Raw genomic sequence first — 15,919 nt, forward strand, 5'->3', positions numbered from 1 at the left:
CCAACATCAAGCGCTCACTATTTCATAGCAAAGAGGCTAATTCCATCCAGCGGCAGCACTGCTTTTTATCTGCAGCCCGCGTCCCTGACCATCACGCCATGCCCAGCGACCTCATCGTTCACCGCCCCGAAGGCCTGTACTGCCCGCCCGGCGATTTCTACATCGACCCCTGGCGACCGGTCAGCCGGGCGGTGATCACGCATGCGCATTCGGACCACGCGCGCATGGGCTCGGCGCACTATCTGGCGCACACGGACAGCGAAGGCACGCTGCGCAACCGACTGGGTGCGGACATCGACCTGCAGACGCTGGCCTATGGCGACGTGATCGACCAGCAGGGCGTGCGCGTGTCGCTGCACCCTGCGGGGCACGTGCTTGGCTCGTCGCAGGTGCGCATCGAGCATGGCGGCCAGGTGTGGGTGGCGTCGGGCGACTACAAGCTGGAGGACGACGGCACCTGCCCGCCGTTCGAGCCGGTGCGCTGCCACACCTTCATCACCGAGTCGACCTTCGGCCTGCCCATCTACCGCTGGCCATCGCAGCCGGTGCTGTTCGCTGATATCAATGCCTGGTGGGCTGCGAATGCCGCAGCGGGCAAGGCCAGCATCCTGTATGCGTATGCCTTCGGCAAGGCGCAGCGGCTGCTGCACGGGGTGGACCCGAACATCGGCCCTATCGTCGTGCACGGCGCGGTGGACCCGCTCAACGCCGTATACCGCGCAGCCGGCGTGGCACTGCCGCCCACGCTGCGCGTGACGGACCCGGGCGTCACCAAGGCCGAGCTGCGCCGCGCGCTCGTGCTGGCCCCGCCCTCGGCGGCGGGCACGCCCTGGCTCAAGCGCTTTGGCGAGCATTCCGATGCCTTTGCCAGCGGCTGGATGCTGGTGCGCGGCGCACGCCGCCGCCGCGGCGTGGACCGGGGCTTCGTGATGAGCGACCATGCCGACTGGCCCAGCCTGCAAAAGGCCATCGGGGCCACCGGGGCCGAGCGCGTCATCGTCACCCACGGCAGTACCGAGGTGATGGTGCGCTGGCTGTGCGAGCAGGGCCTGGACGCGCAGGTGTTCAAGACCGAATACGGCGCCGACGACAACGAGGACGACGCCAATGCAGCGCCCCCTGCGGCCCCTGCCGAGGAGCCGGGCACGCAACCCGAGGCCGCGCCATGAGGGCGTTTGCCGAGCTGTTCCAGGCGCTCGATGCCACCACCGGGCAGTCGGCCAAGCTGGCGGCGCTGGTGGCCTACCTGCGCGCGGCGCCGCCGGCGGATGCAGCCTGGGCCACCTACTTCCTGGCGGGCGGCAAGCCGCGCCAGATGGTGCCCACCAAGCGCCTCAAAGCCCTGGCTCAAGAGGCCGCCGGCCTGCCCGAATGGCTGTTCGAAGAAAGCTACCAGGCCGTGGGCGACCTGGCAGAAACGCTCGCGCTACTGCTGCCTGCGCCGGTGCAACCGGTGGATCTGCCGCTGGCCGAGTGGATGGCCCAGCTGCTGCCCCTGCGCGCGCTGCCGCCCGACGAAGCCGACGCCCGCCTGCGCGCGCAGTGGGACAGGCTGGCGCCGGAGCAGCGCTTCGTGTACTTCAAGCTCATCACCGGCAACTTCCGCGTGGGCGTGTCGCGCCTGCAGGTGACGCAGGCGCTGGCCACGGTGAGCGCGCTCGACCCCAAGCGCATCGCCCACCGGCTGATGGGCTACACGCAGATCGGCCGGCAGCCCGCAGCAGACGACTACAGCGCGCTCGTGGCGCCCGTGGGCGAGGCTGCGGATGGGGACGCGGGCGATACGGTGGATGCCGGCATGGCAGGCCAGCCCTACCCCTTCTTCCTGGCCCACCCGTTCAGCCAGCCCGTGGCCGAGATGCCTGCGCTGCTCGGCGCGCCCGGCGACTGGCTGGTGGAGTGGAAGTGGGACGGTATCCGCGCGCAGATCGTGCGGCGCGGCGGCGCGGTGTGGGTGTGGTCGCGCGGCGAAGAGCTGGTGACCGACCGCTTCCCCGAACTGGCCGAGGCTGCCATGGCGCAGTTGCCCGATGGCTCGGTGGTCGATGGCGAGATCCTGGTGTGGCTGCCCGGCGAGCCGCAGCCCCGCCCCTTCGCCGACCTGCAAAAACGCCTGGGCCGCAAAACCCTGGGCCCCAAGCTGCTGCGCGAGCTGCCCGTGGTGCTGGTGACCTACGACCTGCTCGAACATGCGGGCCAGGACCTGCGCCAGCAGCCCCAGCAGGCGCGCCGCGCGCTGCTGGAGGCGCTGCTGCAACCACCGGCCGATGCACCGCAAGGAACACTCCCGGCCACCGAACTGTTCACGACGGGCTTGCCGAAGCGCGGCGCTGGACTTCGACAAGCTCAGTCCGAACGGGCTGGGGAGGCGGGAACGCCGGAACTTCCATTCGAGGCGCTCAGCCCGCTCGCCGAGACCACACCCGACCCAGAACCGTTCACGCTGAGCCCGTCGAAGCGCGGCGCTGGACTTCGACAGGCTCAGTCCGAACGGATGGTGGAGCTGGCCCCAGAACCCACACCCACGCCCACGCCCTCTGCCACCATCGCACCGCAGCGCACCCTGCGCCTGAGCGTGCTCCTGCACGGCGCCGACTGGGACGACCTGGCGCGCCAGCGCGAGGCCGCGCGCGGCATGGGCACCGAGGGTTTCATGCTCAAGCACCGCCAGGCGCACTACGGCGTGGGCCGCACCAAGGACGTGGGCGTGTGGTGGAAGTGGAAGATCGACCCCATGAGCGTGGACGCCGTGCTCATCTACGCCCAGCGCGGCCACGGTCGCCGCGCCAGTTTGTACAGCGACTACACCTTTGCCGTGTGGAACGGTCCGCCGGACGACCCTGAACGGCAACTGGTGCCGTTTGCCAAGGCGTATTCGGGCCTGACGGATGTGGAGATCGGCCAGGTGGATGCCATCGTGCGCAAGACCACGCGCGAGAGCTTCGGCCCCGTGCGCAGCGTGGATGCGACCATGGTCTTCGAGCTGGGCTTCGAGGGCATCGGCAAGAGCCCGCGCCACAAGAGCGGCATCGCGGTGCGCTTTCCGCGCATGCTGCGCTGGCGCAAGGACAAGACCGTGGCCGAGGCGGACACGCTGCAAACCTTGATGGCGCTGTTGCCAGGGCAAGACGCACCGCAATGAGCACCGTTGCCAACGCCCCGCCGCGCCGCCCGCGCAAGCCGTTGCCCACCGTCGCCCTGAGCGCCGCAGCGGGCTGGATGGCGGCGCGCGGCTGGCAACCGTTCGGTTTTCAGCAAGAGGTGTGGCGCGCCGTGGGCGAGGGCCGCTCGGGCCTGCTGCACGCCACCACCGGTGCGGGCAAGACCTATGCGGTGTGGCTGGGCGCCCTGCAGCACCTGGCACGGGCTGGGGAGGCACCAGCGCTGGTGCCGACAGCCGGATCGACCAGACCGATCACATCCCCACCCGTTCGGGCTGAGCCTGTCGAAGCCGGGGCAGGTTCCATCGAGGCTGCGACGTCCTCGGCCAGCACCAGCGACCGCACCGCCCTGCGCAAGCGCCGCGCTGCCGCACCGCCTCTCACCGTGCTGTGGATCACCCCCATGCGCGCCCTCGCGGCCGACACGCTGCGTGCGCTGCAGGCCCCGCTGCCCGACCTGGCGCCCGACTGGACCAGCGGCCTGCGCACCGGCGACACCGCCAGCGGCGAGCGCGCCGCGCAGGACCGCCGCCTGCCCACGCTGCTGGTGACCACACCCGAAAGCGTGTCGCTGCTGCTGGCCCGCGCCGACGCCCACGAGCGCCTGCGCCATGTGCAACTGGTGGTCGTGGACGAATGGCACGAGTTGGTGGGCAACAAGCGCGGCGTGCAGGCGCAACTGGCGCTGGCCCGCCTGTCGCGCTGGAATCCGGCGTTGCAGGTGTGGGGCATGTCGGCCACGCTGGGCAACCTGCAGGAGGCGCTGGACACGCTGCTGCCCCGCCCTGCGCCCGGCGCCCCCGCTGCACCACCGGCCGTGCTGGTGCAAGGCCGCGTGGACAAGGCGCTGCAGGTGCAGGTGATGCTGCCGGCCAAGGTGGACCGCTTTGCCTGGGCCGGGCACATGGGCCTGGCACTGCTGCCGCAGGTGGTGGAGTCCATCGAGGCCTGTGCATCCTCCTTGGTGTTCACCAACACGCGCTCGCAGGCCGAGCGCTGGTACCAGGCCCTGCTGGAGGCGCGGCCCGACTGGGCCGGCACCCTTGCGCTGCACCACGGGTCGCTGAGCCAGGACGTGCGGGCCTGGGTGGAGAACGGCTTGAAAACCGGCCTGCTCAAGGCCGTGGTCTGCACGTCAAGCCTGGACCTGGGCGTGGACTTTTTGCCGGTGGAGCAGGTGCTGCAGATCGGCTCGGCCAAGGGCGTGGGGCGGCTGGTGCAGCGCGCGGGCCGCTCGGGACATGCGCCTGGGCGCACGTCCAGCATCACGCTCGTGCCTACCCACAGCCTGGAGCTGGTGGAAGCCGCCGCCGCACGCCACGCGCTGGCCCAGGGCCGCATCGAAGACCGGCACACGCCGCGCGCACCGCTCGATGTGCTGGTGCAGCACCTGGTCACCATTGCGTTGGGCGGCGGCTTCGAACCCGATGCGCTGCTGGCCGAAGTGCGCCGCGCCCCGGCCTATGCCACGCTGGCCGACAACGACTGGCAGTGGGCGCTGCAGTTCGTGCGCCAGGGCGGGGCCTCGCTGGCCATCTACCCCGACTTCCAGCGCGCCGCGCCCGACGAAGAAGGCATCTGGCGTGTGCCCGATGCGCGGCTCGCGCGCCGGCACCGCAGCAACATCGGCACCATCGTCAGCGACGCCAGCATGCAGGTGCAGTTCGTGAGCGGCGGGCGCCTGGGTTCGGTGGAAGAGAGCTTCATCGCCCGGTTGCGCAAGGGCGACGTGTTCATGTTCGCCGGCCGCCTGCTGGAGCTGGTGCGCACCCAGCAGATGACGGCCTACGTGCGCATCGCCCCCAAGGGCAGCGCCGCGCTGCCGCGCTGGAACGGTGGGCGCATGCCGCTGTCGAACACGCTGGCCGACGCCATGCTGGAGATGCTGGAGCAGGCCGAACGCGGCGTCTACGCATCGCCCGAGATGCAGTGCGCCCAGCCGCTGCTGGCGCTGCAGCATGCCTGGTCGGCCCTGCCCACGCCCAGCCGCCTGGTGGCCGAAACCCTGCACACGCGCGAAGGCTGGCACCTGTACCTGTACCCGCTGGCGGGCCGCCTGGTGCACCTGGGCCTGGCGGGGCTGCTGGCCTGGCGCGCATCGGAGCAGGTGCCCAACACCTTCTCCATCGCGGTCAACGACCATGGGCTGGAGCTGCTGTCCGCCAAGCCCGTGGAGTGGGCCGCGCTGCTGCCGCGCCTGATCGGCGAGGGCACGCACACCACCATCGGCAGCGGGCTCGAAGACGAAGTGCTCGCCAGCCTGAACGCGACCGAGATGGCGCGCCGGCGCTTTCGCGAGATCGCGCGCATCGCAGGCCTCATCTTTCAAAGCCACCCGGGCGAGCAGCGCAGCAGCCGCCAGCTGCAGGCCTCGTCGTCGCTGTACTACGACGTGTTCGCGCAGTACGACCCCGACAACCTGCTGCTGGCCCAGGCCCGTGCCGAGTTGCTGGCCAACGAGCTCGACATGGAGCGGCTGGCCCGCACGCTGCGCGGCATGCAGGCGCAGACCCTGTCCATCCATGCCCTCACGCGCCCCACCCCGTTCGCCCTGCCGCTGATGGTGGAGCGCTTTCGCGAACGCCTGAGCACCGAAACGCTGGCCGACCGCCTGGCGCGCATGGTGCAGGCGCTGGAGAAGGCCGCCGACGACACCACCGGCACCCACCTCGCCGACAATACCGTGGCCCCGGCCGACATGGCCTGGGACGTCCCCGACGGCGCCACCGCATCCCCCCGGCGCGCACGCCGCGGCGACGCCGGTGCCGCGCCGCGCCGACCCCGGGGACGCCACGGATTCTGAGCACGACGACGAAGACGCCGACCGACCTTTCCCGTGACCGCAGACACCGACACCACCACCGCCCCTTCGATGGCATCCCCACCTGCTGGCGCCCACGCCATCACCCTGCCCTGCGGCACCGCCCTGTGGCTGCTGCCCCAGCGCGCCGTGTGGTGGCCCGCCGCGCGAATGGCCTTCGTGGCCGACGTGCACTTCGGCAAGGCGGCCACCTTCCGCCGCGCAGGCCAGCCCGTGCCACACGGCACCACGGCCGACAACCTGGCCCGGCTCGACACCGTGCTGGCCGTGACGGGCGCGGAGCACCTGGTCTTTCTGGGCGATTTTTTGCATGCCCGCAGCGGTGCGGACGAGCGGCTGTGGAACCAGCTGCTGCCCTGGCGCCAGCACCACGCGCACATCGCCATGACCCTGGTGCGCGGCAACCACGACCTGCACGCGGGCGACCCGCCGCGCGCCCTGGGCATCGACCTGGCCGACGAGCCGTGGCAACCCCTGCCAGACGCCCCGGTGGCCGCCTGCCACCACCCGCAGACCGTGGAAGGCGCCACTGTGCTGGCCGGCCATCTGCACCCCACCACCACGCTGTACGGCCCGGCGCGCGATGCCATGCGGCTGCCCTGCTATGCCCTGACACCCGGGCTGCTGGTGCTGCCGGCATTCGGTGCCTTCACGGGCACATCAAGCCAATCGGTGCCGCCGATGGCGCGGCGGTTTGCGGTGGTGGGGGACCGGGTGCTGGCTGTTCCTGCGCGAACAGACCCAGGATGACCGTCCACGAGGCACTGGGCTCGCGCGAACGGGCTTTAACATGGTCACATTCCGCCCAGCACATATGGCCATTGAACACTTTTTCAGCCTTCACACAGGCTACATAGATTTCACGGGTTATCTGCGCTATCTGGATTCCATCCAGGCGCGCATGCCTGTCCATGTCTATGAATTCGCGTCCGATCCTGCGCACCACGATCTCAACGCCCGCACTTCACTTCACGATGCATGGCTGCATTCATTGACCATTGGCGAAACAGCAGAGGGAAGCAGGCAGCAAATCCGGCAAACCGAAATACGGTTGTGCCTCTTGGGCCCATACCACGATCGGCACATCCATCTGCACTACACCGGAGTGGAGGCATATGCCTTTCAGAGCCCTGCGCAGCATGACGCGCCTCGCTATTCGCATACGGCCCATGGAGACCTGCTCGCCCATGCGATTTGGGTCAATCCCGCGGGTATGCTGGTGCACGATATGGTGTTCGAACGCGGGTCAACGCTTCGCGTCGAATGCGCGGATATTCGACATGCTCAGGAGCCTTTGCAGTGACACCTGTTGATGCCCGGGAAGAACAGGCCCACGAGGCGTGGGACGCCGGCGATCTGCCGCGCGCATTCCAATTGTTCCGGTCCTGCGCATACGAGGGTCTTAGGAGCGCGATGATGAATCTGGGGTTCTTCTACGACGAAGGCCTGGGTACACCTGCCAGCAAACACCTGGCAAAGATCTGGTACCGCAAAGCGCGACACGCAGGCGACTTTGTAGCCGCCAACAACTTGGCCATCTTGTTTCGTGAGCGGCATGCCCATCGCAGCACTTTCCATTGGTTCCGCAAAGCAGCTCTGGATGGAGACGGCGACGCCTGGATCGAATTGGCAAAGTGCCACCTGAAGGGTACAGGAACATCGTTGTCCGCAGCCCGCGCCAGGGAGTGCCTGAGGCGGGCGATGCGCTCCCGGTTCATCACACCCGCGGGGCGCGAGGAGGCGCAAACCCTGCTGCGCGTCCAAGGCGTTTTGCAGAGCCTGAGCTACCGGCGCTCCTGAACGCAACGGTCCGTTTTTGCGGCCTGCTGCCCCATCGCAGCCCTCTTGTTTGGCCCCTGACTGAGTGAGGCCTTTGCGGCCTGCATGCACTCGTATTGGGTGGCAGACCGTTCTCGTACAGAGGCACCGGCGATAAAAAAATGGCCCTACCCGCCAGTAAATTTTGCATCGTGGAATTCGATTGCAAAAACAGGGTCCCATGAAAGCGCCAAGGAAGGAGAATGCGAGAGCATTCGCGTTTGGCCTCTGCCGTACACCGGTGGAGGGCACCTACCTACTCGTTTCGTGAGACAAGCCATGACGACTCAGCAACCGACCATCATCTACACCCTGACCGACGAGGCACCTCGCCTGGCCACGGCTTCCTTTCTTCCCATCATCCGCACCTTTGCCGCACCGGCCGGCATCAACGTGGCGGAATCGGACATCTCCGTGGCCGCCCGCGTGCTGGGCGAGTTCCCCGAGTTCCTGAAGGAAGACCAGCGCGCGCCGAACACGCTGGCAGAGCTGGGCAAGAAGACGCTGCAGGCCGATGCCAACATCATCAAGCTGCCCAACATCAGCGCGTCGGTGTCCCAGCTCAAGGCAGCCATTACCGAGCTGCAGGGCAAGGGCTACGCACTGCCCGACTACCCGGACCAGCCCAAGGACGACAAGGAAAAGGACATCAAGGCCCGCTACGGCAAGTGCATCGGCTCGGCCGTGAACCCCGTGCTGCGCGAAGGCAACTCCGACCGCCGCGCGCCCAAAGCCGTCAAGGAATACGCGCGCAAGAACCCGCACAGCATGGCCGAGTGGAGCCAGGCCTCGCGCTCGCACGTCTCGCACATGCACGCCGGCGACTTCTACCACGGTGAAAAGTCCATGACGCTGGACCGCGCCCGCGAAGTCAAGATGGAGCTGATCACCAAGAGCGGCAAGACCATCGTCCTGAAGCCCAAGGTCGCGCTGCTCGACCGCGAGGTCATCGACAGCATGTTCATGAGCAAGAAGGCGCTGCTGGCCTTCTACGAAAAAGAGATCGAAGACGCCCGCAAGACCGGCGTGATGTTCTCGCTGCACGTGAAGGCCACGATGATGAAGGTCTCGCACCCCATCGTGTTCGGCCACTGCGTGCGTATCTTCTACAAGGATGCTTTCGAGAAACACGCCAAGACCTTCGACGAGCTGGGCGTGAACGTGAACAACGGCATGGTCGACCTGTACAGCAAGATCGAGACGCTGCCGCAAAGCCAGCGCGACGAGATCAAGCGCGACCTGCACGCCTGCCACGAGAACCGCCCCGAGCTGGCCATGGTCGATTCGGCCAAGGGCATCACCAACTTCCACTCGCCCAACGACATCATCGTGGACGCCTCCATGCCAGCCATGATCAGGAACGGCGGCAAGATGTGGGACGCCAACGGCCGCCTGAAGGACGTGAAGGCCGTGATGCCCGAGTCGACCTTCGCCCGCATCTACCAGGAGATCATCAACTTCTGCAAGTGGCACGGCGCGTTCGACCCCAAGACCATGGGCACGGTGCCCAACGTGGGCCTGATGGCCCAGCAGGCCGAGGAATACGGCTCGCACGACAAGACGTTCGAGATCGCCGAAGACGGCGTGGCCAACATCACCGACCTGGCCACAGGCGAAGTGCTGCTGTCGCAGAACGTGGAGCAAGGCGACATCTGGCGCATGTGCCAGGTCAAGGACGCCGCGATCCGCGACTGGGTGAAGCTGGCCGTGAACCGCGCCCGCAACTCGGGCATGCCCGTGGTGTTCTGGCTCGACTCGTACCGCCCGCACGAAGCGCAGCTGATCACCAAGGTCAAGATGTACCTGCACGAGCACAACACCACGGGCCTGGACATCCAGATCATGAGCCAGGTGCGTGCGATGCGCTACACGCTGGAGCGCGTGATCCGCGGCCTGGACACCATCAGCGCCACCGGCAACATCCTGCGCGACTACCTGACCGACCTGTTCCCCATCATGGAACTGGGCACCTCGGCCAAGATGCTGTCCATCGTGCCGCTGATGGCCGGTGGCGGCATGTACGAAACGGGTGCCGGCGGCTCGGCGCCCAAGCACGTGCAGCAGCTGGTGGAAGAAAACCACCTGCGCTGGGATTCGCTGGGCGAGTTCCTGGCACTGGCCGTGTCGTTCGAAGACCTGGGCCTGAAGACCGGCAACGACAAGGCCAAGGTCCTGGCCAAGACGCTGGATGCCGCCACGGGCAAGCTGCTGGACAACAACAAGAACCCCTCGCCCAAGACCGGCCAGCTGGACAACCGCGGCAGCCAGTTCTACCTGGCGCTGTACTGGGCGCAGGAGCTGGCCGCGCAGACCGGCGACGCCGCCCTGGCCGCCAAGTTCGCGCCCCTGGCCAAGCAACTGGCCGACAACGAGCAGAAGATCGTGGACGAGCTCAATGCCGTGCAGGGCCAGCCCACCGACATCGGCGGCTACTACCTGCCCGACACCGCCAAGCTCGACACCGTGATGCGCCCCAGCAAGACGCTGAACGACGCGCTGAAAAGCGTCGCAGCCTGAGAGCCACGCCCCTGAGCCGCTGTGCGCTGTCCCCGAAAGGGAACGCGCCAGTTATCCAGGGGGAGGGCGGATGGTGATTTATTGATGAAATAAGCCTCTACCGCGCTCCCAATAAGCGCTAGCAGCTATATTTTTCATAGCACACTAAAACAAAGGCCCTGCTGACCAGCAGGGCCTTTGTGCTTTGCGGAGCCTGTTGCCGTCGTGGGCTCAGGGCCGTGTGCGGTCGTACACCCGGCTGGCCAGGGGCGCCGGCACGTAGTCGGGCAAAAACGCGCAGCCCTTGCCGAAGGCAGCTTCGTTGGCAGGGCACTGCTGGGCGATGCTCTCGGGCGTGGGTTTGACGCCTTCATCCGCCCAGCGCAGCAGCGCGGTCAACAGCGTGGGGTAGGTCGGGTCGCTCAGGTAGCTGTGGGTGTTGTGGCGCGTGAAGGTCTGCACCAGCCGCGCGCCGCTGCCGCCCTGCTCCATCGTGGCCTTGAACTGCGCGTCCAGTTCGACGAACGCGGTGGGGTCGTCCACGCCCTTCACCGTCAGCACCGGCACGGGGATGCGGCCCGTGGGGTCGGTGTCCTGGCCGAAGCGCGCCACGGCCTGCGGGTCGGCCTGGTAGCGCAGCACGCCTGCGTTGAGCGCCGCATCGTCCGGCGAACCCTTGTAGACCACGCCCCGGTTGCCGAACGGGCTGGCGCCGCCGGTGCGGTGCTGCACCACGTCGCGGAAGTGGAAGGTGGCCCAGTTCATGTGGCCCTGGATGGAGCTGGCCGGAATGCGGATCACATCCGCGATGGTCTTGACCTTGGCCTGCTGCTCCGCCGTGCGCTCTGCGGCCGGCTTGTTCAGCCCCAGGCATTCGTTGAGCCGCGCCTGCAGGTCGTTTTGCGACATGCTGGCATCGCGCGGCAGGCCGATGTTGAGCGGGTAGGCCGCCTCGGTGGGCCGGGGGTGGTTGTGGCACAGGTACTGGTAGACCACGCGCAGGTCGGTGCGAAAGTCGTACGACCGCGTGCCGCCCGCCAGCACGCCGCTGGTCAGCAGCACCGCGTCGTACGGGCGCTTGCCGTCGGCCGTGCGCTGGAACATCCCGGCCCCCTGGGCCGCCACGCTGGCGCCCCACGACTGGCCGTGCAGGATGGTGCGCTGCGGCTGGGCCACGTGCTGCACGAAGATCTGCCGCAGGCGTTCGGTGTCCTCGGCCGCGGCGCGCACTTCCACGCCGCCCTGGCGGAAGGTGCTGCCCGCCCAGGCATAGCCCGCGCGGACCATGATGGACCAGCGCTCCAGGTCCTCCACCGACCGTTCGGGCTTGGGCGCGCCCAGGGCCGGGCCGCCGTGCGCGTGCAGCACCAGGCGCTGGTTCCAGGTGGTGGGCATGGCGATCAGGTAATAGGCCCCGGCGGAATCCTGGCCTGCGAGGCACTTGGCGATGGCGGCCAGCTCCTTGGGACAGGCCGTCGCCGTGGGCGCCGCCTCGCGGGTGGCCTGGCCCGGCACCGCCTGCGCAGCCGAGGGCGCACGGGGTGGCACCGGGGCGCAGGCGGCCACCAGGCCGGCGAGCGCCACCAGTGTGAGGCGTGCGGGCAGGGGCGTGCGCGGGATGAGGGGATGGTGCTGCGTTGCAGTCATGCGCTTGTCTCCGTTGGAATAGTCATGGAATCAGCTGTCGCAGCGCATCGTAGGAACGCACGTTCCATACGTCAAATATGCTGATTTGCGGCATACCATACGATTCACCTATGACCTGCTTTAACGCACCCTGCAGCCACTGACATGGACATCCGCCAACTGCGCTACTTCCTGGCCGTCGCCGAGGCGGGCCACATCACGCGCGCCGCCGAGCAGTTGGGCATGGCCCAGCCACCGCTGAGCCAGCAGATCAAGGCGCTGGAAGGCGCGGTGGGGCTGGCCCTGTTCAAGCGCCATGCCAAGGGCGTGGCGCTCACCGAGGCCGGGCGCGCTCTACAGGCCGATGCCACGCGCCTGGTGCACGACTTCGATGCGCTGCACAGCCGCATGCAGCTGCTGGCCGAAGGCAAGACCGGGCGGCTGTCCATTGCCTTCACCAGCTCGGCGGCGGCGCACGAGTTCACGCCGTTTGCCCTGCGCGAATGCCGCGCGCGGCACCCCGACCTGGTGCTGGAGATCGGCGAGAACAACGCCGCCGAGATCACCGAGGCCGTGGCCGATGGCCGCCTGCACTGCGGCCTGCTGCGCGTGCCTGTGGCACGGCCTGTGGGCCTGGCGTTCGACACCCTGCAGCACGAACCCGCCATGGTGGCGCTGCCCATCGACCACCCGCTCGCGCTGCGCCAGCGCCGCGGCAAGCCGCTGCCCATCGAGGTGGCCGACCTGCACGGCGAGCCGATGATCCTGGTGCGACGCACCGGGGCGCCGGGCCTGTACGCCAACTTGCTGGCGCTGTGCGACGAGCACGGCGTGCAGCCCCGCGTGGTGGCCGAAGTGGCGCGCATGCTGACCAACCTGAACCTGGTGGCCGCAGGCACCGGCATTTCCGTCGTGCCATCGTCCATGCTGGGCGTGCACCGCCATGCGATTGCGTACCGGCCCCTGGTGGACCATGGCCGGCTCGAAGTACCGCTGACGCTGGTTTACCGCAGCGACGACAACGTGGGCCCCACGGCGACCTTCACCGCGCTGCTCAAGACACTGGCGGGTGCACTGCCGGCGGCAGCGCCACGCCGGACAACGCCGCGCGGGTAGCTCCGGTGGCGTTTGGGCCATTGCCATGGAGGGCACGCGCACGCGCAGGTTCATCGGCATCGGCAACAGCGACGGCAAGCGGGCTGATGCCTGCAAACCGCCCCCCCAAACAGAACACCATCGCCACCCACCGGATCGGCCACAAAAAAAGGCCGCCGCGCCCCCTTCGGAGCGCAGCGGCCTTTCGCACATCAACCGATCAGTTGTTGCCCTGCGCCGTGCCCTCGCGCCGTGGGTCTGCACCACCGGCAAAAGTGCCCGCGCCCGGGTTGCGCGCGAACAGGCCGGGGGTGCCGTTGCCACGCACACCGTTGTAGACCGCGCCGTGCAGGCCGCTGGTGAAGGTGTCGGTCTGCGCCACGGTGTGGCCGCGGGCCTTCAGGCCGTCGCGGATGGCCACCGTGTCGATGACCGAGCCTTTTTCGATGGACGTGGTGGCGTTGGTCTGCGCGCCGAAGTTGGGCAGGTTGATCGCCTGTTGCACGTTCAGCCCCCAGTCCGTCATGCCCAGGATGGCCTTGGCGGTGTACTGGATGATGGCGCTGCCGCCGGGCGAGCCGATGGCGCCTTCCAGGTCGCCGGTGGTGGCGTTGAAGACGATGGTGGGCGCCATGGAGCTGCGGGGGCGCTTGCCGGGCTGCACGCTGTTGGCAATCGGCAAGCCTGCAGCGTCGGTGGCGGTGAACGAGAAGTCGGTCAGCTGGTTGTTGAGCAAAAAGCCCCGCACCATCTGCAGGCTGCCGAAGCCGTTCTCGATGGTGGTCGTCATGGACACCGCATTGCCCGCGTTGTCGATGATGGACAGGTGGGTGGTGGACGGCAGGGCGGCCGAGTTGTCGAGGCCCTTGGCGCCGCTCACGCCGGGCGGCGTGCCGGCAGTGGGCGTGCCGATGCTCTTGGTCAGGCTGATGAGCTTGGCGCGGTCCTTGAGGTAGTCGGCGTTGATGAGGCCGGCCTGCGGCACGTTGACGAAGTCAGGGTCGGCCACATACACGGCGCGGTCGGCATACGCCAGGCGGTAGGCCTCGGACACCACGTGCACCGAGTCCAGCGTGTTGGGCTTCATGGCCGCCAGATCGAACCCTTGCAGCAGGCCCAGCGTCTGCAGCACGGCGATGCCGCCCGAGCTGGGCGCGGGCATGCCGCAGACGCGGTACTGGGTGCGGTACACGCCGCAGACGGGCTCGCGCACCTTGTGGGTGTAGCTGTTCAGGTCGTCCAGCGAGAGCTTGCCGGGGTTGGTGGGATGGCTCGCGACCTTGGCCACGATGTCCTTGGCGATGTCGCCTTTGTAGAACGCATCGGCACCGCCGGCCGCAATGGCGCGCAGCGTGGCCGCGAGCTCGGGGTTCTTGAGCAGCGTGCCGGCGGCCTTGGCCGTGCCGTCGGCGTTGAGGAAGTAGCTGGCGCCGGGCTCGCCCTGCGCCTTGATGCGCGCGGCCGAGCCTGCGATGGACACGCTCATGCGCGGCGAGATGGCAAAACCGTTGTCGCTGAGCGCGATGGCGGGCTCGAACAGGTCCTTCCAGGGCAGCTTGCCGTGCACCTTGTGCGCGGCCTCGAGCATGCGCAGCACGCCGGGCGTGCCCACCGAGAGGCCGCCGTCCACCGCTGCCAAGAAGGCCAGGGGCTTGCCGTCTGCACCGATGAAGAGGTTGGGGGTGGCGTTCTTGGGCGCGGTCTCGCGGCCGTCATAGGCCAGGAGCTTGTTGGCGCCCTTGTCGAAATGCAGCATGAACGCGCCGCCGCCGATGCCCGACGACTGCGGCTCCACCAGGTTCAGCACCATCTGCACGGCAATCGCGGCATCGAGCGCGGAGCCGCCCTTGGCCAGGATGTCGACCCCGGCCTTGGTGGCCAGCGGGTTGGCCGTGGACACCATGTCCTTGTTGGCGTAGCTGATGGTCTTGGGCGTGTAGCCCGAGGGCGGCTCTGGCGGCACGTATTGCTCGACGGGCTCGGGCGTGGCGACCGGGGTGGAGGGGCCGTCGCTGCCGCCGCAGGCCGACAGCACCGCCAGCGCGGCAAGGCTCAGCGCCCAGAGGGCGGGTTTGCGTGAAAAGTCTGAAGCCGTCATGAATGAAGTCCTTGTATGAGGGAAGGGGAAACGGGCCGACCGCACCGCAGTGCAGGGCGCTGCGAAACAGCACCCCGCACCACGTTGGCGTCAGCCCGGCAAAGCACGCCACGGCGAGCGCAGGTTCCGTGCCAGAACGCCCGCCCAGTATGTGACGAATTGATGAAAATCATTTTGCTTTTATTCCCGCGCAGGCGCCAAATAGGAGAAACGAGTTTTCATATTTGCCGTGAAACAGAATCTGGATTCCATCGACCGCCAACTGCTGGCCTTGCTGCAGCACGACGCCGAGACGCCGCTGGCCACGCTGGCCGAGGCGGTGAACCTCTCCAACACGCCCTGCTGGCGGCGCATCCAGTGGCTGCGCGAGAAGGGCTACATCACCCGGCACGTCGCGCTGGTGGACCCGCGCAAGGTCAACGTGGGCGTGACCGTGTTCGTGGCCATCAAGACCAACCAGCACCACCAGCAGTGGTTCGAGACCCTGCGCGACGTGGTGATGGGCATCCCGGAGATCGTGGAGTTCTACCGCATGAGCGGCGACGTGGACTACCTGCTGCGCGTGGTGGTGCCCGACATCCGCGCGTACGACGCGGTGTACAAGCGGCTGACCCGTGCCGTGGCGCTGTCGGATGTGAGTTCCAGCTTTGCGATGGAGGAGATCAAGTTCACCACGGCGCTGCCGCTCGACTACGCGCAGTGACGCCTTGGCCTGCGGCGGCCCGTCCGCTCGCGCCGTGCGCACGGCACAATCCGGCCACTGCGCCGCACCGCGCCCGCCGCCATCGCCGCCGCCCGCCCTCC

The 15,919-nt window shown here is 68.1% G+C and carries 11 protein-coding genes; 9 read left to right on the forward strand and 2 right to left on the reverse strand.

The window, feature by feature from the left end; translation table 11 throughout:
* Positions 1-98: 98 nt before the first annotated feature.
* From ASG27_RS01360 to ASG27_RS01390, 7 genes are all read left to right on the forward strand, one after another.
* A complete protein-coding gene (locus tag ASG27_RS01360; protein WP_056410516.1) occupies positions 99-1,169 on the forward strand; it encodes a ligase-associated DNA damage response exonuclease in 1,071 nt (356 codons plus the stop codon).
* Positions 1,166-3,142 (forward strand): ATP-dependent DNA ligase, encoded by a 1,977-nt coding sequence (locus tag ASG27_RS01365; protein ID WP_056410518.1) that lies wholly within the window; start codon positions 1,166-1,168, stop codon positions 3,140-3,142. Before ASG27_RS01360 ends, ASG27_RS01365 begins: the two co-directional genes overlap by 4 nt.
* A complete protein-coding gene (locus tag ASG27_RS01370) occupies positions 3,139-5,964 on the forward strand; it encodes a ligase-associated DNA damage response DEXH box helicase (protein WP_056410521.1) in 2,826 nt (941 codons plus the stop codon). Before ASG27_RS01365 ends, ASG27_RS01370 begins: the two co-directional genes overlap by 4 nt.
* 69 nt (positions 5,965-6,033) lie before the next feature.
* The gene (pdeM, locus tag ASG27_RS01375) at positions 6,034-6,732 is read left to right on the forward strand and encodes a ligase-associated DNA damage response endonuclease PdeM (protein WP_056411576.1); all 699 of its coding nucleotides are present in this window, start codon (positions 6,034-6,036) and stop codon (positions 6,730-6,732) included.
* Between the two features lie 64 nt (positions 6,733-6,796).
* Positions 6,797-7,285: a hypothetical protein gene (locus ASG27_RS26425; protein ID WP_056410525.1), complete on the forward strand. Its 489-nt coding sequence runs from the start codon at positions 6,797-6,799 to the stop codon at positions 7,283-7,285.
* Entirely contained in the window at positions 7,282-7,782 is a 501-nt protein-coding gene (locus ASG27_RS01385) for a tetratricopeptide repeat protein (RefSeq protein WP_056410528.1), read from the forward strand. The genes ASG27_RS26425 and ASG27_RS01385 overlap by 4 nt, the downstream gene beginning before the upstream one ends.
* Positions 7,783-8,079: 297 nt before the next feature.
* Entirely contained in the window at positions 8,080-10,317 is a 2,238-nt protein-coding gene (locus ASG27_RS01390; protein ID WP_056410531.1) for an NADP-dependent isocitrate dehydrogenase, read from the forward strand.
* Positions 10,318-10,527: 210 nt separating this feature from the next.
* On the opposite strand, the gene ASG27_RS01395 is transcribed toward ASG27_RS01390, so the two are convergent.
* On the reverse strand, positions 10,528-11,943 hold the full coding sequence (locus ASG27_RS01395) for a hypothetical protein (protein WP_056410534.1): 1,416 nt from the start codon (positions 11,941-11,943) through the stop codon (positions 10,528-10,530).
* Positions 11,944-12,087: 144 nt separating this feature from the next.
* Here ASG27_RS01395 and ASG27_RS01400 point away from each other — a divergent pair, with 144 nt between their 5' ends.
* Positions 12,088-13,038: a LysR family transcriptional regulator gene (locus ASG27_RS01400; protein ID WP_056410537.1), complete on the forward strand. Its 951-nt coding sequence runs from the start codon at positions 12,088-12,090 to the stop codon at positions 13,036-13,038.
* Between the two features lie 199 nt (positions 13,039-13,237).
* Here ASG27_RS01400 and ggt read toward each other — a convergent pair whose 3' ends face one another.
* Complete coding sequence (gene ggt, locus ASG27_RS01405) at positions 13,238-15,115, reverse strand: gamma-glutamyltransferase (RefSeq protein ID WP_056410539.1); 1,878 nt, start codon at positions 15,113-15,115, stop codon at positions 13,238-13,240.
* A gap of 241 nt (positions 15,116-15,356) precedes the next feature.
* Here ggt and ASG27_RS01410 point away from each other — a divergent pair, with 241 nt between their 5' ends.
* A complete protein-coding gene (locus ASG27_RS01410; protein WP_056411578.1) occupies positions 15,357-15,818 on the forward strand; it encodes an Lrp/AsnC family transcriptional regulator in 462 nt (153 codons plus the stop codon).
* Positions 15,819-15,919 lie beyond the last annotated feature (101 nt).

It is taken from the genome of Acidovorax sp. Leaf191, from assembly GCF_001424425.1.
Taxonomy (GTDB): domain Bacteria; phylum Pseudomonadota; class Gammaproteobacteria; order Burkholderiales; family Burkholderiaceae_C; genus Acidovorax.